At 65.8% G+C, this 23,489-nt stretch carries 26 protein-coding genes and 1 tRNA gene; 12 read left to right on the plus strand and 15 right to left on the minus strand.

Going from position 1 to position 23,489, the window contains the following annotated elements; all coding sequences use genetic code 11:
• Positions 1-5: 5 nt before the first annotated feature.
• The 5 genes from dop to BS38_RS0101610 form a co-directional block, all read right to left on the minus strand.
• Positions 6-1,679 carry a depupylase/deamidase Dop gene (dop, locus tag BS38_RS0101590; protein ID WP_028269215.1) on the minus strand — a complete coding sequence of 558 codons (1,674 nt, stop codon included), beginning with the start codon at positions 1,677-1,679 and terminating at the stop codon, positions 6-8.
• Positions 1,676-3,457: a proteasome ATPase gene (arc, locus tag BS38_RS0101595; RefSeq protein ID WP_028269216.1), complete on the minus strand. Its 1,782-nt coding sequence runs from the start codon at positions 3,455-3,457 to the stop codon at positions 1,676-1,678. The genes dop and arc overlap by 4 nt, the downstream gene beginning before the upstream one ends.
• 82 nt (positions 3,458-3,539) lie before the next feature.
• Complete coding sequence (locus tag BS38_RS0101600) at positions 3,540-4,607, minus strand: tRNA (adenine-N1)-methyltransferase (RefSeq protein ID WP_028269217.1); 1,068 nt, start codon at positions 4,605-4,607, stop codon at positions 3,540-3,542.
• A 103-nt stretch (positions 4,608-4,710) separates the two neighbouring features.
• A complete protein-coding gene (locus BS38_RS0101605) occupies positions 4,711-5,922 on the minus strand; it encodes a site-2 protease family protein (protein WP_028269218.1) in 1,212 nt (403 codons plus the stop codon).
• Complete coding sequence (locus tag BS38_RS0101610; protein ID WP_051628659.1) at positions 5,891-6,652, minus strand: HAD family hydrolase; 762 nt, start codon at positions 6,650-6,652, stop codon at positions 5,891-5,893. Before BS38_RS0101610 ends, BS38_RS0101605 begins: the two co-directional genes overlap by 32 nt.
• Positions 6,653-6,816: 164 nt before the next feature.
• Between BS38_RS0101610 and BS38_RS0101615 the strand changes: the two genes are divergently transcribed.
• Positions 6,817-7,722 carry a PAC2 family protein gene (locus tag BS38_RS0101615; RefSeq protein WP_028269220.1) on the plus strand — a complete coding sequence of 302 codons (906 nt, stop codon included), beginning with the start codon at positions 6,817-6,819 and terminating at the stop codon, positions 7,720-7,722.
• A gap of 32 nt (positions 7,723-7,754) precedes the next feature.
• Here the strand turns inward: BS38_RS0101615 and mshC are convergent, their stop codons facing one another.
• Positions 7,755-9,032: a cysteine--1-D-myo-inosityl 2-amino-2-deoxy-alpha-D-glucopyranoside ligase gene (gene mshC, locus BS38_RS0101620; RefSeq protein ID WP_028269221.1), complete on the minus strand. Its 1,278-nt coding sequence runs from the start codon at positions 9,030-9,032 to the stop codon at positions 7,755-7,757.
• A 15-nt stretch (positions 9,033-9,047) separates the two neighbouring features.
• Entirely contained in the window at positions 9,048-9,881 is an 834-nt protein-coding gene (locus BS38_RS0101625) for an undecaprenyl-diphosphate phosphatase (RefSeq protein ID WP_028269222.1), read from the minus strand.
• 52 nt (positions 9,882-9,933) lie between these two features.
• On the opposite strand from BS38_RS0101625, the gene BS38_RS0101630 reads away from it, so the two are divergent.
• Positions 9,934-10,869, plus strand: a complete 936-nt coding sequence (locus tag BS38_RS0101630; RefSeq protein WP_028269223.1) for an aldo/keto reductase — start codon at positions 9,934-9,936, stop codon at positions 10,867-10,869.
• A 47-nt stretch (positions 10,870-10,916) separates the two neighbouring features.
• On the opposite strand, the gene BS38_RS0101635 is transcribed toward BS38_RS0101630, so the two are convergent.
• Positions 10,917-11,183, minus strand: a complete 267-nt coding sequence (locus BS38_RS0101635; protein ID WP_028269224.1) for a hypothetical protein — start codon at positions 11,181-11,183, stop codon at positions 10,917-10,919.
• A gap of 39 nt (positions 11,184-11,222) precedes the next feature.
• Between BS38_RS0101635 and BS38_RS0101640 the strand changes: the two genes are divergently transcribed.
• A complete protein-coding gene (locus BS38_RS0101640; RefSeq protein WP_028269225.1) occupies positions 11,223-11,456 on the plus strand; it encodes a DUF5703 family protein in 234 nt (77 codons plus the stop codon).
• 63 nt (positions 11,457-11,519) lie between these two features.
• Here BS38_RS0101640 and BS38_RS0101645 read toward each other — a convergent pair whose 3' ends face one another.
• Both BS38_RS0101645 and BS38_RS0101650 read right to left on the minus strand, forming a co-directional pair.
• Positions 11,520-12,683 (minus strand): acyl-CoA dehydrogenase family protein, encoded by a 1,164-nt coding sequence (locus BS38_RS0101645; RefSeq protein ID WP_028269226.1) that lies wholly within the window; start codon positions 12,681-12,683, stop codon positions 11,520-11,522.
• Positions 12,684-12,729: 46 nt separating this feature from the next.
• Positions 12,730-14,034, minus strand: a complete 1,305-nt coding sequence (locus BS38_RS0101650; RefSeq protein ID WP_028269227.1) for a M20/M25/M40 family metallo-hydrolase — start codon at positions 14,032-14,034, stop codon at positions 12,730-12,732.
• A 165-nt stretch (positions 14,035-14,199) separates the two neighbouring features.
• On the opposite strand from BS38_RS0101650, the gene BS38_RS0101655 reads away from it, so the two are divergent.
• From BS38_RS0101655 to BS38_RS0101665, 3 genes are all read left to right on the plus strand, one after another.
• Positions 14,200-14,282 (plus strand) — tRNA-Leu (locus BS38_RS0101655).
• Between the two features lie 185 nt (positions 14,283-14,467).
• A complete protein-coding gene (locus BS38_RS0101660; protein WP_028269228.1) occupies positions 14,468-14,794 on the plus strand; it encodes a hypothetical protein in 327 nt (108 codons plus the stop codon).
• Positions 14,791-15,804, plus strand: a complete 1,014-nt coding sequence (locus BS38_RS0101665) for a DUF808 domain-containing protein (RefSeq protein WP_028269229.1) — start codon at positions 14,791-14,793, stop codon at positions 15,802-15,804. Before BS38_RS0101660 ends, BS38_RS0101665 begins: the two co-directional genes overlap by 4 nt.
• A 98-nt stretch (positions 15,805-15,902) precedes the next feature.
• Here the strand turns inward: BS38_RS0101665 and BS38_RS24115 are convergent, their stop codons facing one another.
• The 4 genes from BS38_RS24115 to BS38_RS0101685 form a co-directional block, all read right to left on the minus strand.
• Positions 15,903-16,541 (minus strand): hypothetical protein, encoded by a 639-nt coding sequence (locus tag BS38_RS24115; RefSeq protein ID WP_197024871.1) that lies wholly within the window; start codon positions 16,539-16,541, stop codon positions 15,903-15,905.
• Positions 16,531-16,722 carry a hypothetical protein gene (locus BS38_RS0101675; protein ID WP_156037036.1) on the minus strand — a complete coding sequence of 64 codons (192 nt, stop codon included), beginning with the start codon at positions 16,720-16,722 and terminating at the stop codon, positions 16,531-16,533. The genes BS38_RS24115 and BS38_RS0101675 overlap by 11 nt, the downstream gene beginning before the upstream one ends.
• A gap of 75 nt (positions 16,723-16,797) precedes the next feature.
• The gene (locus tag BS38_RS24120; RefSeq protein ID WP_043437354.1) at positions 16,798-17,550 is read right to left on the minus strand and encodes an HNH endonuclease family protein; all 753 of its coding nucleotides are present in this window, start codon (positions 17,548-17,550) and stop codon (positions 16,798-16,800) included.
• Positions 17,551-17,673: 123 nt separating this feature from the next.
• Complete coding sequence (locus BS38_RS0101685; RefSeq protein WP_156037037.1) at positions 17,674-18,180, minus strand: hypothetical protein; 507 nt, start codon at positions 18,178-18,180, stop codon at positions 17,674-17,676.
• Positions 18,181-18,293: 113 nt separating this feature from the next.
• Here BS38_RS0101685 and BS38_RS0101690 point away from each other — a divergent pair, with 113 nt between their 5' ends.
• A complete protein-coding gene (locus BS38_RS0101690) occupies positions 18,294-18,767 on the plus strand; it encodes a hypothetical protein (RefSeq protein ID WP_028269232.1) in 474 nt (157 codons plus the stop codon).
• On the plus strand, positions 18,764-18,955 hold the full coding sequence (locus BS38_RS0101695) for a hypothetical protein (protein WP_028269233.1): 192 nt from the start codon (positions 18,764-18,766) through the stop codon (positions 18,953-18,955). Before BS38_RS0101690 ends, BS38_RS0101695 begins: the two co-directional genes overlap by 4 nt.
• Before the next feature lie 75 nt (positions 18,956-19,030).
• Here the strand turns inward: BS38_RS0101695 and BS38_RS0101700 are convergent, their stop codons facing one another.
• On the minus strand, positions 19,031-19,213 hold the full coding sequence (locus BS38_RS0101700) for a hypothetical protein (RefSeq protein WP_028269234.1): 183 nt from the start codon (positions 19,211-19,213) through the stop codon (positions 19,031-19,033).
• A gap of 225 nt (positions 19,214-19,438) precedes the next feature.
• On the opposite strand from BS38_RS0101700, the gene BS38_RS0101705 reads away from it, so the two are divergent.
• From BS38_RS0101705 to BS38_RS0101720, 4 genes are all read left to right on the plus strand, one after another.
• Positions 19,439-20,740, plus strand: a complete 1,302-nt coding sequence (locus tag BS38_RS0101705) for an SAM-dependent methyltransferase (protein ID WP_028269235.1) — start codon at positions 19,439-19,441, stop codon at positions 20,738-20,740.
• A 43-nt stretch (positions 20,741-20,783) separates the two neighbouring features.
• Complete coding sequence (gene lhgO, locus BS38_RS0101710; protein ID WP_028269236.1) at positions 20,784-21,983, plus strand: L-2-hydroxyglutarate oxidase; 1,200 nt, start codon at positions 20,784-20,786, stop codon at positions 21,981-21,983.
• A 142-nt stretch (positions 21,984-22,125) separates the two neighbouring features.
• On the plus strand, positions 22,126-22,497 hold the full coding sequence (locus tag BS38_RS24125) for an STAS/SEC14 domain-containing protein (RefSeq protein ID WP_051628660.1): 372 nt from the start codon (positions 22,126-22,128) through the stop codon (positions 22,495-22,497).
• Positions 22,498-22,555: 58 nt separating this feature from the next.
• Complete coding sequence (locus BS38_RS0101720) at positions 22,556-23,452, plus strand: HNH endonuclease (RefSeq protein WP_028269237.1); 897 nt, start codon at positions 22,556-22,558, stop codon at positions 23,450-23,452.
• Positions 23,453-23,489: the final 37 nt, after the last annotated feature.

Raw genomic sequence — 23,489 nt, forward strand, 5'->3', positions numbered from 1 at the left:
GTGCTTTATGCCGGTGGCGGAGGCGGAGTTTGTCCGAGCAATTCGGCCAGGAACGATCCGGCGTCCCTGTGCCTCGCGAACAGGCCTCCGGTGAGGGCCTCCGTTCCCCTCAACGGCTCGCGGGTGGGCACGCGCTGGAGGCGTCCGTGGCCGGGGACATCGAAGATCACCGAGTCCCAGCTGGCGCCCACAACGTCTTTGCTGAAGCTGCTGACGCAGCGCCCCCGGAAGAACGCGCGCGTGTCCGACGGCGGTTCCGTCACCGCACGCGCGATCGTTTCGTCGTCGACGATCCTGTCCATGCGGCCCCTGGCAAGCATCCGGTGGTAGAGCCCCTTTTCCGGCCGGACGTCTGCCCACTGCAGGTCCACCAGCCCCAGCCGGGCGTCGTTCCACTCCAGTCCGTCCCGCTGCCGGTATCCGTCCAGCAGGGAAAGCTTGGCCAGCCACTCCACGGAGGAGGCGGCGGCCGGCCGGTTGCTGTCGAGATCGGTCAGTGTTGCCGCCCAGCGTTCCAGGAGGGCGTGGGTATGTCCGTCTCCGTCCACGGCATCGCCCACTCCCGTGTCCTGGGCGAGCTTCGCGGCGGCTTCGTAGTAGATCCACTGCAGGTCCAGGGCCGTGACCCGTCGTCCATCCAGAAGCCGGAGGGTGGCCGTCAGTGAAGTGTCGTGGCTGACGGCCTGGAGGGCAGCCACCGGTTCGTGGACTTCGACGCGCGGAGCGAGCCCGGCCTCGATCAGGCTGAGCACCATTGCGGTGGTGCCGAACTTCAGGTAATTGGCCACCTGGCTGAGGTTCGCATCGCCGATGATCACATGCAGCCGGCGGTACTTGTCCGCCGTGGCGTGCGGTTCGTCCCGGGTGTTGATGATGGGCCGGCGGATGGTGGTCTCCAGGCCCACCTCCGCCTCGAAGAAATCGGCCCGCTGGCTGATCTGGTACCCCGGGCGGGAGCTGTCCTGGCCTATGCCCACGCGGCCGGCGCCGCACATGATCTGGCGCGTGATGAAGAACGGCGTCAACCCGCGGACAATGTCGCCAAAGGGGACCACGCGCGGCATGAGGTAGTTCTCGTGCGAGCCGTAGGACACCGACTTGTTGTCGGTGTTGTTCTTGTAGAGGTTCACCGGCGGCAGTTGCGGGTCGGCTGCCATCCTGCGCACCGCGGAGAGTGCCACAACGTCCCCGGCAGCGTCCCATGTGACCGCGTCCGCGGGACTCGTGACCTCGGGGCTGGAATATTCGGGATGCGCGTGGTCCACGTACAGGCGCGCGCCGTTGCCCAGCACCATATTCATCAGGAGCGAGCCGGTTTCGTCCTCGCCGTCCTGCTCCAGTTCTTCCCGTCCGTAGGCCAGTGCCACCGCCTCGGCATCCAGAACCGGCGGCTGGTCCGTCAGCTGGCTGGGGTCTGCCTGGTTCCTTTCCAGGGTCCAGCCGCGGGCATCATGCAGCGGTTCCTCGTCGGTGTAGTCCCACCGGGTTTCCGCGCCGCCGGCGGCCCGCTGGCGGGTCAGCTGGGCGTAGGCCTGGATCACCCGGGCGGACATCATCGTGGCGTTGGCGCCGGGCGCCGACGGTGCGTGGATGCCGTATTCGGTTTCTGATCCCATCACCCGCATTGCCCCGCCTGCAGGGAGCGGGCTGCCCGGTGCTCCTCCGCTGCGGGCCGTCACAGGTACTGGCCCGTGTTGGGCATTGTCTCGATGGACTTACCGGGCTCCTGTCCTGCCTTGCCCTGGACGATGGTGCGGATGTAGGTGATGCGCTCACCCTTCTTGCCTGAGATGCGTGCCCAGTCATCCGGGTTGGTGGTGTTGGGCATGTCCTCATGTTCACGGAATTCGTCGACGACGGCGCGCAGCAGGTGGTCGATGCGAAGGCCCTTTTGCTGTGTGGTCAGGAGGTCCTTGATGGCGTACTTCTTGGCACGGTCCACGACGTTCTGCACCACTGCGCCGGAGTTGAAGTCCTTGAAGTAGAGCATCTCGGTGTCCCCGTTGGCGTACGTCACCTCAAGGTACTCGTTGGACTTCTCGGTGGAGTACATCGCTTCAACGGTGCGCTGGATCATGGCATCGACGGTTTCCTGCACGTCGCCGCCGTGTTCGGCGAGGTCGGACTCGTGGAACGGCAGGTCCGTGGTGATGTACTTGTAGAAGATGTCGGCTGCGGCTTCCGCATCCGGACGCTGGATCTTGACCTTGACGTCCAGCCGGCCGGGGCGCAGGATGGCCGGGTCGATCATGTCCTCGCGGTTGGACGCACCGATGACAATGACGTTGTCCAGGCGTTCAACACCGTCGATCTCGCTCAGGAGCTGGGGCACGATGGTGGTTTCGACGTCGGAGGAAATGCCGGTGCCGCGGGTGCGGAACAGCGAGTCCATCTCGTCAAAGAACACGACGACGGGGCTGCCGTCCGATGCCTTCTCCCGTGCACGGGAGAAGATCAGGCGGATGTGCCGCTCCGTTTCGCCCACGTATTTGTCCAGCAGTTCCGGGCCCTTGATGTTGAGGAAGTAGCTCTTGAGGTCCACGTTCCCGGTCCGCTCCGCTGCCCGCGCGGCCAGTGAATTGGCCACCGCCTTGGCGATCAGCGTCTTGCCGCATCCCGGCGGACCGTAGAGGAGGATTCCCTTGGGAGCCTTCAGGCCGTGTTCGCGGTAGAGGTCCGGGTGCAGGAACGGAAGCTCGACGGCATCCCGGATCTGCTCAATCTGCGGGCCCAGGCCGCCGATGTCCTCGTAGGTGATGTCCGGGACCTCTTCGAGTACCAGGTTTTCCACCTCGGAGCGCGGAACCTTCTCCAGGGCATACCCCGTCCGGGAATCGATGGACAGGGCGTCGCCGACGCGGAGCTTCTCCGACATCAGTGCCCCCGAGAGGCGGATGACGCGTTCCTCGTCAGCGCGGCCCACCACCAGGGCACGGTCCGTGCCCAGCATTTCCTTGAGCGTGACCAGTTCTCCGGCGCGTTCGTAGCCGAGGCCGGCCACCACCAGCAAGGCTTCGTTGAGGAGGACTTCCTGCCCCACGGCTAGCTGGTTCATGTTCACGAGCGGGCTCACCCCCACGCGCATTTTGCGGCCGGCGTTGAAGATGTCCACCGATTCTTCCGTCGCGGCCTGCCCGCTGTTGCCGGCAGTGGGCTGCCGTTTAGGGTTCAGCTGCAGAATGGTGCCAAAGCTGTAGGGCGGCTGGCCCTCCTGGTCCAGGGCGTTCTTAAGACGCAGGATTTCCGCCTTCGCGGTTTCCAGCATGCCCACCAGTTTTGAATTGTTCTGCGTCGCGGCAGCAAGCTGGCGGTCTATGTGCCGCAGTTTGTCCCGGAGGATGTTCACTTGCCGGTCTGCAACTGAGAGTTCGTTGGCCACATAGCGGGCATTCTCAGGTTCCACAGCCCCTGCGGCCTCGTCCGGTGTCCATGAGGAGTCGTTGTTCGGAGTTTCCATCATGCATCAGCCCCTTCCTGCGCTTCTATTAAGACCATAGCCCCAAGAAGCCGGGTACTGCGGGAGACATCCGAAATACGGACTAGTTCGTGACCTCCGGATCGTCCTTCACGTTGGTTCCGGCAATGGCATCGCGGGCGGCGCGGCGGAGTTTCTTGTCCGAAACGAGCCGCTCCCCCACGGCGCCCGGAGTCCAGGCATTGACGTCTTCTTCGTTGAAGTCCGTCTTGGACGGCCGCCGCTTCACCGAGATGCCGGTGACACCGTCCGCGAGCCTGCGCGTGACCAGCAGGAAGCCCGTGTGGGCAACCATGCGGTGGTCCGGCCTCACCGCCAGGCCTTCCAGGTGCCAGCCGCGGACCATGGATTCCCAGGCATCGGGCTCGGTGAAACGGCCGTCGGCACGGATGGCCTCCGCCGTCCTGGACAGCTGCGTCACGGTTGCCACGTAGTTGATCCACACACCGCCGGGGGCCAGGACCGTGGCCACCGCGTCCAGGCATTCCCACGGCGCCAGCATGTCCAGCACCACGCGGTCCACGGAACCGGGAGCTTCGCTGCGAACCACTTCCTCCTGGAAGTCGCCGAGGGAAATCTTCCAGGCGGGGTGCGGGCCGCCGAAGATCGTTTCCACATTGCCGCGGGCGATGTCCGCGAATTCCTCACGCCGTTCGAAGGAGTGCAGGTAGCCGTTGTCTCCGACAGCGCGCAGCAGCGATATCGACAACGCGCCTGAACCGACGCCCGCCTCCACCACGCGGGCGCCGGGGAAGATGTCCGCCATGGTGACGATCTGGCCTGCGTCCTTGGGGTACACCACGGCAGCGCCGCGGGGCATGGACAGGACGAAGTCCGAGAGCAGCGGCCGAAGGGTCTGGTACTGCTGGCCCACGTTGTTCGTGACCACGGACCCGTCCACCTTGCCGATGATTTCATCATGGTTGAGGAAGCCACGGTGGGTGTGGAATGCTCCGCCGGCCTCCAGAGTGATGGTGTTCATCCGGCCGCGCTCGTCAGTCAGCTGCACACGTTCGCCCTCGCGGAACGGTCCGCGACGCCGGGCAGCACCCACCGGCATTGCCCCGGTGGTGCCGGCGGCGTCTGCGGTGTCGACCGGCGTGATGTTGTTGGCGGCAGTTTCGCTGCTCATGGAATATTCCTCGCTTTTGTAAACCTGTGTGGCCGTGCATCAGGATGGCCCGGCATCAGTCGCCGGGCCCGGGGCGCCGGTATTTCACGACCGGCAGGTAACTCTACCGGTTCTGCGCCTTGGCGCGCCCGCTGCGGCGCATTTCCTTGCCTGTAATGGCGGTCACTACGGCGGATTGGCGGAGCAGGCCGGTCACTCTGCCGTGGTGATCGACCACTGCGTACTCCTGGCCTTCAAGCTGGGCAAGGAACTGCACGAGTTCCTGCCCCTGGGACCACTCGGGCACGTAGGCGCCTGCGCCAAGGGCGTGCGAAACCGCGGTGGCCGGCGTCACGGCTGCCGACGCCGCAGGGACGGACGCGACGGCGACATCGGAGACGACTCCGGCGGGCCGCCCGTCCGGTCCGCACAGGACAATTACCGGAGTTCCCTGGGGGGACAGCCGGAGGATGTCGGCCACCGTGGATGATTCCGGGATTCCAACGGCCGGGTCGGCGAGGGCGGCGGCGTTCACCAGGTGCAGCCGGCTGCGGAGCCGTCCGTGCTGGATGGAAGCCGAGGCCCCCATCCAGAGGAAGCTGCCCACCAGCACCGTGATGAGCATCAGCGACACGTCTGGGCGGTCACCGCGCGCCAGCGGGAGCAGGACGAACCAGACCGCGAGGCCAATGACGATGATCCTGCCCGCCCAGCCCGCGGCGACGGTGCCCTTTTCCTGGCTGCCGGTGGCTTTCCAGACGGCGGACTCCACGAGGCGGCCGCCGTCCAGTGGCAGCCCCGGCAGGACGTTGAAGATGCCGATGAGCATGTTCGCCCAGACAAAGATGTTGGACAAGATGCCGACCACGCCGGAGGGGTCCGCGGCGAGGATATACAGCCAGCCGGCGCCGGCCAGTGCCAGGTTCGCAGCGGGCCCCGCCATGGCCACCAGCACCGAGCGTCCGGGCGTGGCGGTAAAGCCCTCGAACTGGGTGTGGCCGCCCCAGAGGTTGAGTACGATTTTTTCCGTGGGCCAGTGGAAGATCTTGGCCGTCAGGGCGTGCGCAAGCTCATGGACCAGGACTGAGATAAGCAGGAGCAGCGCATACGCGAAGGCCACGTAATAGGCGGCGATGCCCATGTCCGGGTATTGGCCTTCGAGTACCGGCCCGTAGACGATCACCGTGAACGCGGCGATGATGAACCACGAGTATGCCAGGACCACCCGGATCCCCGCGATGCGGCCCAGTGAGATGCCTTCCCTGCGGCCGTTGGGTGCCTTCGGGTCCGCGCCGCGTGTAGGTTCAGTCAAGGCCGTGGCTCCGGACGGTTGCATCCTCCAGGCCGATGTTCCCGGCCGGGAAGTCGGCCGGGAAGTCGGCCCGGCGGGCCACCAGTTGCTGCAGGTCGCTCACGGTGCGTCCTTCCAGGGAATGCCATGTTGCCCTGGCGGGGTCGGCGGGCAGCGGAACGATGTGCGGGATGGCCACAGTGGCCACTCCGGAGGCCATGGCGGCCGCGACCCCCGGTGCCGAGTCTTCCAGCGCCACGCAGTGGTGGACGGTGAGCGCCGGGTCTTCCTGCTGGAGCAGTTCAACTGCTTTGAGGTATGCCTCCGGGTGGGGCTTTCCGTGCGTGACGGTGTCCCCGGTGACCAGGAATTCGAAGTAGGGCTTCGGCAGTGCCGCGACCACCTCGCGCGCCAGGGGGCCCTCGGACATCGTCACCAGAGCGCACCGGACGCCTTCCGCGTGAAGCTGGTCCAGCAGTTCGCGGGCCCCGGGCCGCCACGGAACGGACTTGCGGACTTTGCTGACCACCTGGGCCGTCAGTGAATCGATAATCTCACGGGCCTCGAGCTTCACTCCGGCCTTCTGGAGGACACCGGCGGAGAAAACCAGGGACTGTCCCACGAGCTGCATCGCCTGGGCATGGGACCACTGCCCGCCATGGGCTGCGACCAGCGCATGCTCGGCTTCGATCCAGTACGGTTCGGTGTCGACGATGGTGCCATCCATGTCCCATAAAGCGGCTTTGAGAAGGGGCTGGGAGGCTGAGGATCGCATGGCTCCAAGTCTACGGTGCTGACATCCGCAGCAGGCCGGCACTACGCCCTTGGCGAATATCCTGCAGGACACCCCGGCGCTGCCGCGGTCCGGATGCGGCCCGCCGAAGATTTGTGGCGCTTCATTCCATGCACCCGGCGGGGTCTTGGACGTAGGGTGAAGAAATGAATAGCTTCGACGGAGACACCAGCGAACCGGGTGCCACGCCCGAGCCGGAACGGCTGCTGCAGCCCGTGCCAGAAGGCCAGCGCATCACTGTAATGCTCGCCGCCTTCGAGGGGTGGAACGATGCCGGTGAAGCCGCGAGCGACGCCCTGCGCTACCTGAACAAACTGTGGGGCGGCAAGAAGGTGGCCTCGATAGACGCCGACGAATATTACGATTTCCAGTTCACAAGGCCCACCATCCGCCGGACCTCATCCGGGGAACGCAAAATCAAATGGCCGTCCACGCGGATCTACAAGGCCAGTGCCCCGGACGCGAACGTCGATGTGATTTTTGTCCAGGGCACCGAGCCGTCCTACAAGTGGCGGGCCTACACGGCTGAGCTGCTGGTGCATGCCGAGGCGCTGCACGTGGACTACGTCATCCTGGTGGGCGCCCTGCTCGCCGACGTGCCCCACAGCCGTCCGATCCCGGTGAGCACGTCCACGGACGACAGCGCCCTGCGGGAGCGGATGAACCTGGAGGCGTCCCAGTACGAGGGCCCGGTGGGCATTGTCGGCGTGCTCTCGGAAGTGGCACTGCTGGCCGGGCTGCCCACCGTGTCCCTCTGGGCTGCAGTGCCGCACTACGTCGCCCAGGCACCTTCGCCCAAGGCGCAGCTCGCCCTCCTTCACCGGATTGAGGAGTTGCTCCAGGTGCCGCTCGACACGCACGAACTTGCGGAAGAGGCGGACGCCTGGGAGCGCGGGGTGGACGAGCTCGCCACCGAAGACCCGGAGATTGCCGCTTACGTGCGGCAACTCGAAGAGGCCAAGGACACCGCGGACCTTCCCGAAGCGAGCGGGGAGTCGATCGCCCGCGAATTCGAGCGGTACCTCAAGCGACGCGGCAAGGACAAGCAGTAGGGCCTGGCGGGGTCTGAAATCAGACGCGGGGTCTAGAGTTCGACGCCGAGCAGTGCGTTGACGGCGTCACTCACCAGCGCCTGGTCCATCGGCGAGCCGGCAAGCTGCTGCTTCCGCGCGTCGGCGGCCCAGCGGTCCACGGCCGAGAGCGCGCCGGGGGCATTGAGGTCGTCCGCGAGCTGGGCCCGCATTTCGGCGATAAGGGCGGCGGCTGATCCTTCCGGGGCCGTGGCCAGCGCACTGCGCCACTCCTCCAGCCTGGCCTTCGCTTCGGCGAAGCCGGCGTCGGTCCAGGACCAGTCAGTGCGGTAATGGTGGGCCAGGATTGCGAGGCGGATGGCCGCGGGTTCCTCGCCGGCAGCCCGGAGCTTGGACACGAGCACCAGGTTTCCCTTGGACTTGCTCATCTTTTCGCCGTCGAGTCCCACCATCCCGGCGTGGGCGAAGTGCTGCGCCAGGGGAACCCCGGCCAGTGAATAGGCGTGGCCCGCGCCCATTTCGTGATGCGGGAAGATCAGGTCTGAGCCGCCGCCCTGGACGGTGAACGGCGCAGGCAGGTATTTCTGCGCGATGACCGTGCATTCAATGTGCCAGCCGGGCCGGCCCTCCCCCAGTTCGCCGCCGGGCCAGCTGGGTTCGCCGTCGCGGGCCACGCGCCAAAGCAGCGGGTCCAGGGCCTGCCGCTTGCCTCCGCGGCCGGGGTCCCCGCCGCGTTCGGCGAAGAGTTCAAGCATCTCGGTTTCGGAGAGTCCCGACACCGATCCCAGTGTCCAGGCACCGGCCTCTGCTGACTGCTTGCCGGCGGCCTCGACGTCGTAATAGACGTCGCCGTCCGGCTCGCCGGCGGTGCCGGCGACGCGGTAGGCCAGGCCCAGGTGCAGGAGGCGTTCGATCGCGGGAACGATTTCCGGGATGGACTCGACTGCCCCCACGTAGTGGTCCGGCGCCAGGACGTTGAGGGCCGCCATGTCGGTCTGGAAGAGATCGATCTGGCTCGCGGCCAGGTCGCGCCAGTCCACGCCCGTGGCGGTTGCCCGCTCGAGCAGGGGGTCGTCGACGTCGGTCACGTTCTGGACATAGGCGACGCGCTGGCCGCCGTCCCGCCACGCACGGTTCAGCAGGTCGAAGGCGACATAGCTGGCCGCGTGCCCCATGTGGGTGGCGTCATACGGGGTGATTCCGCAGACATAAAGTGATTGCTCACCGGTCGCCGCAAGGGTGCTGTATGCCCCCTCGGCGGTGTCGAAAATCCGAACAGCGGGCATTCGGCCCGGGAGCTGAGGGACAGGGCGGGAGATCCAGGATTTCACAGACCAAGCCTAGTGCTAGGCGCTGATGACATTGAAACCGAGCAGCAAGTACAACGCCAGGCCCAGGAAAATGCGGTACCAGACGAAGAGCCGGTAGCTGCGGGTGGAGACGAACTTCAGGAACCAGCCGATGATGACGTAGCCGACCACAAGGGCGATCACGGTGGCCAAAGCTGTTTCCGGCAGGCCGTAGGGCCCCGTGATCCCTTCCTTGGAGACGACCTTGTACAGCTGGTAGAGGCCGCTGCCGAACACTGCCGGAATGGCCAGGAGGAACGAATACCGGGCCGCTGCTTCGCGGGTGTATCCCATCAGCAGGCCGGCCGTAATGGTTCCGCCGGACCGCGACACGCCGGGGATGAGCGCCATGGCCTGCGCGAACCCGTAGAGGATGCCGTGCTTGTACGTCAGGTTCGTCAGGTCGCGTTCCTGGCGGCCTACAGCATCCGCCACGGCGAGGATCAGGCCGAAAACGATGAGCATGGTGGCCACGATCCAGAGGCTGCGGAGAACTGACTCAATCTGGTCCTGGAAGATCAGGCCGAGGACGATGATGGGAAGGCTGCCCAGGATCACCAGCCAGCCCATGCGGGCATCCGGGTCGTTCGACGGTACGCGCCGCGTCAGGGAGCCGAACCAGGCCTTGACGATCCGGACGATGTCCCGCCAGAAGTAGATGATCACGGCGGTCTCGGTTCCGAGCTGCGTGATGGCCGTAAACGCCGCTCCCGGGTCCGCCGCATTGGGAAGGAAAGAACCGACGATGCGCAGGTGGGCGCTTGAGGAAATCGGGAGGAATTCGGTCAGCCCTTGGACAAGACCCAGCAGGGCCGCTTCAAACCAGTTCACGTTTATAGACCCTACGTCATGGAGCAGGGTGAATCCCCGTAAGCTAACTGCTATGCAGCAGCGTTATGTCGGCAACAGTGGGTTGCGCGTGTCCTCACTCTCCCTTGGAACCATGTCGTGGGCACGGGAGACGGATGAGCAGGACGCCTCCGAGCTGCTGCGTTCGTTCGTTGACGCCGGCGGAACCCTGATCGACACTGCAGCGTCCTACGCAGACGGCCAGGCGGAGGCCCTCCTGGGGTCCATGCTGGGCGACGTCGTCTCCCGTTCGGAAGTCGTGATTTCCACCAAGGCGGGAATTTCGACGTCGGACGGCCGGCGGAGCGTAGACACCTCCCGTAACGGGATGCTGTCCGGGCTCGATGCCAGCCTCGCCCGGCTCGGCACCGATTATGTCGACATCTGGTTTGCGCAGGCATGGGATGCCAACGTCCCCCTGGAGGAGACGCTGTCGGCCCTGGAATTTGCCGTGCGCACGGGCCGCGCCCGGTATGCCGGTGTGTCGAACTTCACAGGCTGGCAGACGGCCAAGGCTGCCGCGGTGGCCGGCTTCCCGCTGGTGGCCAGCCAGTCGGAGTACTCGTTGCTGCAACGGAAGCCTGAATCCGAGCTGATTCCGGCCATCGAGGACGCAGGCCTGGGCTTGTTTGCCTGGGCACCCCTGGGCCGCGGAGTGCTGAGCGGCAAGTACCGCGGACACATTCCGGCGGATTCGCGGGCTTCACAGAAGCGGCTGGCCAGCTACGTGGAGCCGTATCTGGGTCAGCCTGCGTCCAGGATTGTTGAGGCCGTGGCGATGGCCGCGCGGGGACTCGGCCGGTCACCGGTCGATGTTGCCCTGAGCTGGCTGCTGTCGCAGCACGGCGTGGCCACCGCAATCGTGGGTGCCAGGTCCCCCGTGCAGCTCAAGGAGATCCTGGACGCACAACTGACCCACGTTCCTGCGGAAATCGCCCGGGCGCTGGAAGACGTTTCCGCGCCGGAGTAGGCAGTCCGGCCTGTGAGCATGGAGTCCGGCCGGAGCCGGGCTACTGGTCAGTCCTGGACGATTTCCAGGTCCTCGTCGTCCTCGGCATCCTGCTCATCGTCGTCGTCATCCACATCGTCGATAACCTCCAGCGGAGTCACTTCGCCATAGGCCTCGTAGAGTGAATCGTCATAGACTTCGAAGGCATCAGCAACGGCAAAGAACGCCGCTTCGACCGTTGGGTCTCCCTCGCCCCGCCGTGCGGAGGCTGCGATCAGGTGTTCTTCAAGGGCTGTGGTCAGGGACTGAAGCGCGACACGCGGATCGATGCTCATGACTTCACGTTAGTCGGAAATGGACGAAAATGGAGAGCAATGAAAGAACATTTTCTGAGCAGTTCAGTCCAGCGGGAGCGGGACTACGCGAGGCAGTACGAGTACCTCGTACTGACGGTCAGCCCTGAGGATTCGCTGCCGGAAGCCCGGCGGCGCCTGGTTGAACACTCCGAATACGGCAAGTGGGAACTGGAGCGCAGCGTCCTCTATCTGGGTGGCGGGCGGCGCTTCTGGCTCCGCCGGAAAGTCATCCAGGTCCAGCGGACGGTATAGCGTCCAGCGCCCCGATTAGCAGGTGCCGGTTATCGGTGCCCGCGCTTTAGAGTGCGGGCGGTGCTACGGGGTCTCCAATGGCCCGAGCCAGGCATTGGCCACGGTGTTGTGCGCCGACTCGTCGTCCGAAGGGTGGAAAATCCCGGCCAGTACGTCGCGGTAGAGCCGTTCGAGTTCACTCCCCCGGAAGTAGCTGGAGCCTCCCGAGACCCGGATTGCCAGGTCCACCACCGTGCGCGCAGTTTCCGTGGCCTGGACCTTGAGGCCAACGAGCCGGGGAAACCACTGGCCGCCGTGATCGGCCAGGCCATCAACATCGCGGGAGAGTTCGGCCAGCTGCGGATAGAGGGCGTCCATCGCCATGGCGGCCTCCGCCACCTTCCACCGGATGTCTGGATCCTGCGCGTAGCTCCGCCCGTCGTTCTTGAAGGACGTCCGGCGTTTGACGGCGTCGACGCCCAACTCCAGTGCACGCTCTCCCAGGCCGGTGTAGACAGCGGCCAGCAGGGTCTCGAAACAGGCGAAGATCGCGAATATCAAGGGGTCCGCGTTCGGTCCCACGGGAAGTTTCCGGAAGATCCTGCCCGCGGGCACCACCGCGCCGTCCAGCACCGTGGTGTTCGACTGGCTGGCCCTCATGCCCAGGGTGTCCCAGTCGCTAAGGATCTCGTAGCCGGCGGTGTCCCTGGCGATGAATCCGTGGACCAGTTCGCCTTCGCCTGCCCGGGCCGAAATGTCCTTGCCGAAGATCCCGAGCCTGGTCCACGCAGGAGAGAGGCTGGTAAAGATCTTCCGCCCGGTGAAGCTGTAGCTGCCGTCGGCATGCGGGGTGGCCGCCGTCCGTGAATCGAACAGCACCGAATCGTTGCCGGCCTCCGAATTTCCGAACGCGAAGATCTCCCCCTGCGCGGCCTCGTGGAGGACAAAGTCCAGCGACGAATCGCCGCGGGCTGCCAGCACATGGGCGACGCCGGTCCACACCAGGTGCATGTTGACCGCCAGCGCGGTGGCGGGGGCCGCCGTCGCAAGCCTCCGCTGCAGCTGAGCTGCATCTGCCAGCCCAAGGCCCAGACCGCCGTCGGACGCTGGAACAAACATCTTGAGGTATCCCGCTGCGGCGAGTTCCTCCAGATCCTCGGTGAAGAAGGCGTTCTCCCGGTCGTAGCGTGCGGCACGCGCCCGGATGCGTTCCAGCAGGGGCTCGGTGAGGATCTGGTCCGGTGTCATGGCGTGGCTTACTTCAGCTTTCTGTGGCTTTGGGAACAGGGCGGGCTCAGTAGGTGGTCAACAGCCTGTCCAGCACCCGGGCGCCGAATTTGAGTGAGTCTGCGGGGACCCGTTCGTCCACGCCGTGGAACATGCCGGTGAAATCGAGCTCGTCCGGGAGCTGGAGCGGGGCAAAGCCGTACCCGGTGATACCCAGCCTGCTCAGGGACTTGTTGTCCGTACCACCGGACAGCGTGTAGGGAAGGACCTTGGCGCCGGGGTCCTCGGCGTGCAGGGCGTCGATCATGGAGTCCACCAGGTTTCCGGCAAAGGGCACCTCGAGCGAAACGTCGTTGTGGACGTAAGAAACCTCGACGCCCTTGCCGGCCAGCTCCCTGACGATCTCCAGCACCTGCTGTTCCTGGCCCGGCAGTGTCCGGCAATCCACCAGTGCCTCGGCCGACTCGGGAATGACGTTGTGCTTGTACCCGCCCTTGAGGAGCGTCGGGTTGGTGGTGTTCTGCAGCGTGGCGCCCACGAAGCGCGCCACGGTTCCGAGCTCCTTGAGGAGCTTGTCCGGATCGTCCGGATCGAATTCCACGCCCGTGAGTTCCGTCACGCCGTCAAGGAACTGCCGGGTGGTGGGCGTCAACTCCACCGGCCACTTGTACTCGCCGATACGTGACACTGCGCTGGCGAGGCGTGTCACCGCATTGTCGGTGTTGATCTGCGAACCGTGGCCCGCACGGCCGTGGGCCACCAGCCGCAGCCAGGAGAGACCCTTTTCCGCGGTTTGCAGGAGGTACGTCCGTTGGCCGCCAATGGTGGCGGAGAAGCCGCCGACTTCAGAGATCGCCTCGGTGGCGCCGTCGAAAAGTTCGGGGCGCTTATCGACGGCGTAGCGGGCGCCGTAGGTTCCGCCGGCCTCCTCGTCGGCGAAGAATGCGAAGATCAGGTCGCGCTTGGGTTTGCGCCCGGTCCGGGCAAAATTCCGCATGACGGAGAGGATCATGGCGTCCATGTCCTTCATATCCACGGCTCCGCGGCCCCAGATCAAGCCGTCCTTGAGTTCCGCGCCGAAGGGATCCACTGACCACTGTTCCCGGAGTGCCGGTACAACGTCCAGGTGCCCGTGAACCACCAGGGCGCTGGCCGACGGGTCCTCGCCCGCAATCCGGGTGACAACATTCGCGCGGCCGGGTGCCGATTCGAAGATCTCCGCGTCCAGCCCCACTTCGGTGATGAGGCCGGCGGTGTATTCCGCGGCCGCGCGCTCCCCCGGTCCTGTTCCGTCGCCGTAGTTCGAAGTGTCGATCCGGATCAGTTCCTGGCAGATCCTGACGACTTCATCCTCGGGGCGTACTTCAGTCATGTTTCACTCCTCGTGGGGGCGGCCTGATTGCTGGTTTCAGCCTACCCACAAGCCCCCTCCAACCCTCGATTATTTGTTTCCCGAAAAGTCGTGCTAGAGTCTTTCTCGCTGCTTCGGAGAAATCCAAAACGCTGAAAGGCGGAAACAATCTCCGAATTACCACCTGCGCGGGTGGCGGAATGGCAGACGCGCTAGCTTGAGGTGCTAGTCCTCGAAAGGGGGTGGGGGTTCAAGTCCCCCTCCGCGCACAAGGGAAAACCCCCGGAATCCAAGGATTCCGGGGGTTTTTTTCTGTCTCCAACCACGCGAACCCCGTAGCCAACCACGTTGTGATGGATGAGCGACAGGTGCGAGGGGTTTCGCCGCGACGCTGACCGCCAGCGCCTCGACGCAGCCCCAGCTGCCTTTGACAGCGCACTAATATGTCAGAAACATGTGGGCCCCGGGCACTGACAGTGTCAGCGACGCCGGCCGCGACAGATCCAGCGAGGCAGAGGAAGCCAACGACCTGGCAAGCAGTTGCCGGGCGGCAAAACCGGGGCTACTCCTGGCCGCCGAACTGACGGTGCGGGAGGAGGAGAAAGGGCCGGCTGTCACGGTCGAAGAGGGGACCGCCTACGCCTACAGGTTCCAGGCCCGGTACGCCGGCACTGCCCTGCCCGGTGAGCCCTCATATAATCTTTGCATGCCGATCACGCGCCTCGACCGAGGCCTCCATGCCCAGCAGCCCAACCTCAAGCCGTCCGGGAGCCCCCAGTGAGCGGCGGCCTTGTCGCCCTGCTGGACGACATCGCAGCCATTGCCCGCATAGCGGCCGCCTCCGTGGACGACGTCGCTGCCGGCGCCGCCAAGGCCGGGGCAAAGGCCGCCGGCGTAGTGATTGACGACGCCGCCGTCACCCCGCAGTACGTATCCGGTGCGGACCCTTCCCGTGAACTGCCGATGATCAAGAAGATCTTCTGGGGATCGCTCCGGAACAAGCTGCTGATCATTCTGCCGGCATTGCTGGCCGTCAGTGCCTTCCTTCCGGGAGCCATCCCGTTCATCCTCATGCTGGGTGGCACCTACCTCTGCTATGAGGGTGCCGAGAAGGTCTGGCACAAACTCCGCGGCCACCACTCCGCCGAAGAAGATACCCCGGCGGTCGAACGGGGACCTGCGGCGGAGGCCACTGTCATCAAGGGCGCCATCACCACCGACTTCATCCTGTCCTGCGAGATCATGGTCATCTCCATGAACGAGGTGGCCGCCGAGTCCCTGTGGGTCCGGGCGCTCATCCTCGTCGTCGTGGCTCTGCTGATCACGGTGGCGGTGTACGGTGCCGTCGCACTCATCGTCAAAATGGACGACGTCGGCCTGCACCTGGCGGCCAGGGACTCCGCAGGATCCCGGCGCGTCGGCGAGCTGCTCGTCAAGGGCATGCCCTCGGTGCTGGGAGCGATAACCGTGGTCGGGACGGTCGCCATGCTGTGGGTCGGCGGGCACATCATGCTGCAGGGAGCATACGACCTCGGCTGGCACGCGCCCTACGACCTGGTCCATGTCCTCGAGCACCCCTTCGCCGGGATCGCTGTGGCAGGCGGCTTTCTGGCCTGGCTCGTGAACACTCTGTGCTCGGCCGTCCTCGGTATCGCCTGGGGCCTCGTCGTCATGGCAGTTGTGGGCCCCCTGGTGAAGGCGCTGCCGTTCGGCAAAAAGAAGAACGGACCCGAAGGGGACGGCGGTGCGGGCGAGCGTCCAGTGAAACGCAGCGCCGACTCCGCCTCGTAGCGCGCGCCGAACGGGACGGTGTCGCCGGGTTCTTTAGCGGAACTCCTCGCACAGGTCAGCGACGGAAGCCAGCCCGCACGGAGGCATCCCGATGCGGCTTACCGCGTCGAACCCATCGGCGGAGCGGAGGGGACGCTGAGTGCCGTGCCGTTGCCCCAGCCGGCGTCCACTGCTGCCTGCGAGAGCGCGCGGGCCATCGTGTCGCCGTCCGGGACGCCGGAACCAGGCATGGGCGGTGAAGCCACGTAGGGCATCTCGAGGGTCTCGTTGCCCCGGACAGCCATGAGGACGACGTTCGCGGAGGCGCCACCGGCCTCACCTCGGAAGTATCCCGTCCACTGCAGGCATGCGAAGTCGCCGATGCCGGTGACGGGTGAGCAGTCGGCCGTTGACTTGGCTCTGGAGATGTCGGCGGCCGAAGCGGGGGACGTGAGTGCCACTGACAGTGCCGTCAGGCCTCCCTCCTTTGACTTGCTGGAATAGGTGCACAGGTAGGCCTTGCTGCCGGGCGGCCTTGCCGGGCTGTTCTGGCCCACAGGGATCAGCCCGGGTTCGACCTTCGCCGCGATGTCCGGGGTAATGAGATTGCAGGCCGGGCTGCCCGTGCCGGACGAGGGCGCAGCCGATGACGACGGCCCGCTTTGGCCCGGAGGCCGGGAGCACCCTGCGAGGAGCAGGGCGGACACGGCCACGAGCGTGACCCCGAGTCGAGCCGCCCAGGGCAGGTCACTGGGCATGGGGATCCTTTCCGGGTTCCCGGGCGAGGCCCATCCGTGCCTCGCCGGCCAGATGCACTAGCGCCCCGACTATGAGGAGGGCTGCGAGCACCAGGCGGATCCGGGGACGGTCCGGACGCAAGGCCCGGTTGGCGCCCGCGTTGGGTTCAACCGGGGGAATCAGCGTCAGGACCACACTCATTGCACCAGTGTGGTGCTCAGGGGCAACGATCCCCAGAGTCAAAAGTACCGTGACGGGACAGGCCCATCGCCGGGATCACGCGCAGGCGGCCAGGATGCCTTGGATCGCGTCATGCTCGGGCTGGGTGACCCACAGCTTATATTTTGCCTTTACTGCGGTGATCCGGGCCGTATATTCGCACCTGAAGGCCTTGTTCGGGGGCAGCCAGGTGGCGGCATCCTTGTCGGATTTGGCCATGTTGGAAGGACCGTCGGCGGCCATGAGGTTCAGGGGATCGTTCGCGAACTCCTGGCGCTGGCCGTCGTCGATCTGCTGCGCCCCGGTCTGCCAGGCAAGCGACAGCGGAACGATGTGGTCTATCTGGACCGCCGAACTGGTGTCCGCGCCCCGGACGAACCGAATGGTCTTGCCGGTGTATTTGTCAGCCAGGGTTCCGGTGGCAACGACACAGTCACGAGTGCCGGGTTTGAACGTCTCCCCGGCCAGGTCCCGGGCCAGGATGTCGTTGCGTGTGTCGCAGCCGTTGTGGTCCGTGTCAGCCCAGGCGGGCCCGAACCGGTCGCGGCTGTAGCCGGTCTTCGGTGCGCGCCCCTTCACCGGAAGGGAAGCGAGCCGGGCGAGGGCGGCAGCAATGTCATCGGGGTTCATGGCCGGCTGTGCGGCCGGATTTTTCCCGTCAACAGAAGGTGCGGAGCTGCGGAGGACTTCTGCAATTGCAGTTCCGGCGGATTCCGCTGCGGCGCAGCCGGCCAGGCCTCCCACGAGTAGAACGGCGGTCACAAGGGTCAGTGCTTTGGAACTGCGGCGTGGAATCGTCTTGTCCTTCATTGGTACGGCGTCCAGCTCAGGTTATCTCCGCAGCGGGCACTGACCTTGCAGGAGTGGGGGTGGTGCCCGTCACAGCAGTCAGTCGGCGCAGTGTCGCCGCCCGCGACAAGCCCAGGGCCGACCCTAGGGCGTGCCGTAGGCCGCGCGGGCGCCGTAGAGGTACGCGAGATCGTTGAGTGTCTGCAGGGTCAGCTCCCGCGCCTGTGCAACTGATCCTTCGCCGGCCAGTACCTTCAGGTACTCAAGCTCCAGGCGGCCGCGGACGCCGTCGGCCTTTGAGTGAATGTCCGTGACCGCCAGGAGCGCAAAGGCGACATGTCGCCGCTCCTTCCACAGGCCGGCCCGCAACGCCAGCCTGAACAGTCCGTCCAGCTCCAGACCTGCGGGGGCTTTGGCTTTACCGACGTAGACTTCGGCCGCCGGGCCGGACTTTGAAGCCGTCCATCGGAAACCGACCGGCACGCTGCGGTCCTTCCTGGACAGATACATCGCGGACACGGCCAGGACCTGCTGCCCGTTGTCCAAGGCTTTGTGGTTCAACGTGATGTCGCTCAGGTTCTCCTGCCGGCACGCGGCAATGAACTCCTGCACGGCCTTGTCCCACAGCCGGTCCGTAACGCCGTTCTCCATGTCATCCACCCCCAAAATAACGGTACCGGCCAATGGTGCGACGGATCGTGAGACTCGCGGCGGCAGCTTCCTTAATGCAGGCCCGGCCGGCGTCCAAGGCCTACGCTGAACATGTGACGTTGTCCCCCGCCCCCCTTGAAGCTGCACTTTCTGCCCCTGCCGAGTGGTGGCAGATCGTGGCCGCACTCGGACCGCTGGCGGTCCTGGCCGGTGCCGTCCTTGCCGCCTTCATCGGCTGGCGGACCCTGCGGCAAAAAGCTGTGGCGGACGCGCAGGCATTGAGGCAAAGAACACGGGCTGACGACCGGGCCGAGTGGTGGAAACGGACGCAGTGGGCACTGGACAAGGCCCTCGACGGGGACGAGGATGCCAAGGCCCTTGGCCTGGCCTCACTTGCTGTACTCGCGCGGAGCGACCTCGCGCGGGAAGAAGAACTTGAGCTGCTGGACATTGCGTGGCAATCGGTGACCGAGGCCAACGGCGACGACGGCACGTGGGACGAGGATGCCGACGCCGTGGACTCCGCGGAACCAATCGGCGACAATGGAACAACGAGCACGGACCGAACGGAGGAGGGAGCGCCATGAGTACCAGTACGCCGGAACAAAAGAAATCGCGGACACCCCGTCACGTCTCCGCTGCCCGCGATAGGCAGCTGACCCCTTCGGAGCACAGGGTCCAGGTGGCCGCGGCAAGGCTGCGGGTTGCACTCGACGAACGTTTGGGCCGGTCCACCCCGGCGGAGACCAAGGCGCTCTCCAAGGAAGACCTTTAGGCCGCAGCCCGACGAAACCAGTGCCCACGGAAAAGGCCCCGCAACGCGGGGCCTTTCTTCTTTGCCCAGGTTCCGTTAGACCTTCTCGGGGGTGCGGTCCACCACCGGCTCTGAACCTGTGAACTTCCGTTCCCGGCGGGGGAAGGCCCAGAACTTGAAGTCCTTCGCCTCCACGCGGGGCTCGGGCTGCTTCTCAGGTTCCCGCGAGTCCTCTTTCCGAATGTCCCTCCGGAAGTCCTTGTTATACGGATAGCACATCCCTGACCTCCTCATAGTGACTGCCCTTTAATCCTCCTCCCAATTTGCGCGCAGGTCGACAGTTTTTGGACCCAGGCTCATGGGGTGTCGTTCGGCCCATGACACCGGCGGGGGTTGCACCATAGATTGAACAACCACAGGTGGGTGGGCCCGGCAGGGAGCTCACGCCACCACGGATGAGGAACGGGCAGGCAGCAGTTTCAGTTTGGATGAGAGGCAATGCACATGGCGAAGACAACGGGTGTGGCATCACGGCTGGCCGAAGCACTGGCCGTAGTCCTCGGCACTGAAGGGATCCCGCTGAGGCTGCGCGCCTGGGACGGCTCGGAGGCAGGTCCGCAGGACGCCCCGGTCCTCGAATTCCGCTCCAAACGGGCACTGCGACGCATCCTTTGGTCGCCCGGGCAACTGGGCCTCAGCCGGGCCTATGTAGCCGGGGACATTGACGCGCCGGGGGACGTTTTCGCCAGCTTCGCGGCGCTAAGCTCCGCCGGTAAGTTCGCCGAGCCCGGGCCGTTTCCTCCGCTGACGGTCAAGGAAATGTGGACACTCGCCAAGACTGCGGTCAGGGTCGGCGCAATTGGTCCGAATCCTGCCCCGCCACCGGAGGAATCCAAGATCCACCGACACGGCAGTCGCCACTCCAAGAGCCGGGACGCCGCAGCGATCTCGCATCACTACGACGTGGGCAACGACTTCTATGCCCTCGTCCTGGGTCCCTCAATGGTCTACTCCTGCGCTGTCTGGAATGACCCAACGGACGATCCTGGCGGCCCGGACAGCCTGGAAGCCGCCCAGGAAGCCAAGATCGACCTGGTCTGCCGGAAGCTCGGACTGCAGCCCGGCATGCGAGTACTGGACGTCGGATGCGGCTGGGGCAGCTTCGCCCTCCACGCAGCCCAGCGCTACGGCGTCGATGTCGTGGGCGTTACCCTCTCGAACGAACAGGCGGGGCTGGCCCGCAAACGCGTGGCCGACGCCGGCCTGACTGACCGCGTGGAGATCCGGGTCCAGGATTACCGTGACGTGGACGACGGCCCGTTCGATGCGATCAGCTCCATCGGCATGTCCGAGCACGTGGGCCGTGAACAGATTTCCCGCTACGTATCCCAGCTGCACGGACTGCTGCGTCCCGGCGGTCGGCTCCTGAACCACGCCATCTCCTGGAACGCGGGTCCGACAAGCCCGGACCCGGACTCGTTCATACCCCGCTACGTCTTTCCCGACGGCGAAATGCTCAGCCTCGCGGACATGATCGGTGCGCTGGAGTCCGGCGGACTCGAGGTGCTCGACGTCGAAGCGCTTCGCCGGCACTACGCCCTGACCCTCCGGGCGTGGGTGCGAAACCTGGAGCAGCACTGGGATGAGGCCGTCAGCGCCACCAGCCCCGGGCGGGCACGGATCTGGAGACTCTACATGGCCGCCAGTGCCCTGGGCTTCGAGGACGGCCTGACCGGCGTGAACCAGGTGCTCGTACAACGCCCCGGCGGAACCGAACCGCCGCTGCGGCGGGACGCCTGGATTTGACCGAGCGGGATTCAGTCAGGAAACGTGTCAGAAGGCGGGATCAATGACTGAACGCGTAGGCATCATCGGCGGGGGCATCGTCGGCATCGCGATCGCACGCGCCCTGAGCAGCCGCGGGCTCGCGGACGTCACCGTCCTGGAAAAGGAACAGCGGGTCGCCGCGCACCAGACCGGGCACAATTCCGGAGTAGTGCACGCGGGCCTCTACTACGCGCCGGGCTCCCTGAAGGCCCGGCTGTGCCAACGCGGCCGGGTCCTCACACGTGACTTCTGCCGTGATAGGAATCTCCCCTACCGGGAACTGGGCAAACTGGTCGTTGCCCTCACGGAGGACGAACTTCCCGCCCTGGCAAACATTGAAAGCCGCTCCGTGGCCAACCGCGTGCCCGGGCTGAGGCGTCTCAGTGCCGCCGCGATGCGCGAGGTCGAACCCCACGTCGCGGGGGTTGCGGCACTGCATTCGCCGCACACCGCCGTCGTGGATTTTGTGGCCATCACAGAGGCCATGGCCGATGACATCCGGGCCGCGGGCGGACGGATCATGTTCGGGCATGAAGCTGTCGCCATCACCCCGGGGCGCGGCGAGGTCCGCGTCGCAACAACCCACGGCGACTTTGTGTTCGATCGCCTCATCGTCTGCGCCGGCCTGCAGTCCGACGTCGTCGCCGGACTCGCCGGGGCCTCTCCGGCTCCCAGGATCCTGCCCTTCCGCGGAGAGTACTGGGGATTGTCGGCGGCGAAGCAACACTTCGTCAGGGGGATGATCTACCCGGTCCCGGACCCCCGCTTTCCTTTCCTGGGCGTCCACTTCACCCGCGGCGTCTACGACACCATCCACGTGGGACCCAACGCCGTCCCCGCTCTGGCCCGCGAGGGCTACGGCTGGAACAAGGTGTCCTTCAGGGACACCGCGGCGTCGATCATGTGGCCGGGCGCCCTGGCGCTGGCAAGGCAACACTGGCGAATGGGGGCCAAGGAGATCGCCGCGTCACTGCTCAAGCCGCTCTACTTCCAGCAGGCCCGCAGGTTTATCCCTGAGCTTCAGATGGATGACCTCACGGCGAAGACCGCCGCCGGCGTGCGCGCCCAGGCATGGTCACTCGACGGCAGCCTCCTCGACGACTTTGCCATCCAGAAAGTGGGACTGGTGACGCTCCTTCGGAACGCCCCCTCCCCCGCCGCGACCTCCGCGATGGCGATTGCAGACTACGTACTGGAGCACCACCACCTCCCCCGCACATGATGCGCGGCGGCCACCTGCGTGGTTGATGGACAACGGTGGCCTGCCCCGTTAGATTGACGCCGGGGCAGGTTTCCCGGCCCTGAAACGCCGGGGGAAATGCAGCCGTCCGGCTGCACTCGGGACTGCCCCTTTGGGGGAGTCAATGACACACAACATCGGGGCCAACGTCAGCGTGGGCCGGGTAAGCCAAGGCATATCGCGGATCAGGCTCCGGCCCAGCGCCCGGATTACCGAGGAAGACGGGAGGCGCACCCGCGAGGAACTGCTGGCGCTGACCGGGGGCGTCCGGGGCGGCGTGCTGCTGGAGATCACAGGTGTGGGCTCGGTCAGCAGGGAAGCGATCAGCGTGTACAGCTCGGCGGTAACCGTCAGTGCCTTCGCCATCCTGGGCAGTACTCCCGTGGACCGCGTCATTGCCCACGGACTGCTGGGTCTCCCGCTGCCGGCCTGTCCCAGCGAATATTTCACGGACGAGGAAGAGGCACTGACCTGGCTTCGCACCGTCAGCGGGTGACTTGCCGCTTCGGAGGCCCATCGGGTCCCATCAGCGGTGGCCCTGAAAGAATAGGTGCATGACAGCCATCTTCCTGGTGTGGAACCAGGACCGCGAGGACGACTGGAACTACACGTCCCTCGTCGAGCAGGTGCAGGAAACCGGGCAGTCCCACAAAGAGTGGCGCGTTGCCGGCGCGGCAGGTATCCCCGCCGGATCAGACGCCTGGCTGCTGTTGCGGGGAAAGCACTGGCGGGGCCTGCTCGGGCACGGTGTGGTGATATCAGCAGAGCCCTGCGCCGGGCCGCGCTCCGGAATTGCCGGCGCGCCGTCGTCCCGGCTTATTGTCGCGTTCGACTCCCTTCTTCCGCTCGGCGACCAATTGGGGCCGGAGCTCCTCAGCGTCAACCTTCCCGCAGTGTTGTGGGACGACCTCCGCAACGGCCAGGCCATGGACCCGGCCGCAGAGGCCCGGATCCGCGACCTCTGGCGCCTGGAAGGCCCGGCGCCGATTCCGGAGACGACCTTTCCGCTGCCGGGGAGCTACCCTTCATGGGCCGTCAGTACCGTTGTGGTGAACCGGTACGAACGGGATCCCGAGGCCCGGCGGGCCTGCATCGCCCACTACGGGACGAGCTGCGCGGCCTGCGGCTTTTCCTTTGAAATCGTGTACGGCGAAGCCGGCAGGGACTTCATCGACGTCCACCACACCGTCCCGGTTTCGATGCTGGACAGCAATTACCTGCTGGATCCCGTCACAGACCTGGTGCCGCTCTGCGCCAACTGCCATGCCATGGCGCACATCGGGGTGTCCGCACCCCGGGCGCTTTCGGAATTGCGCCAGATGCTGGCCAGCGCCGGCTTCATGCGCGGACAGACCCTGCGCCCCGCGGAGGTTGAGTCGCAGAATGAGGCACTACGGATCCTGGGACCGGCAAGGGGTGACCCCGGCCATCCGCCGGCCCCGGAACGCTAGGTAAGCCCTGGAACGCTAAGTAAGCTCCGGAACGCTA

Origin of the sequence: Arthrobacter sp. UNC362MFTsu5.1 (assembly GCF_000685965.1) — a bacterium.
Classification (GTDB): Bacteria; Actinomycetota; Actinomycetes; order Actinomycetales; family Micrococcaceae; genus Arthrobacter.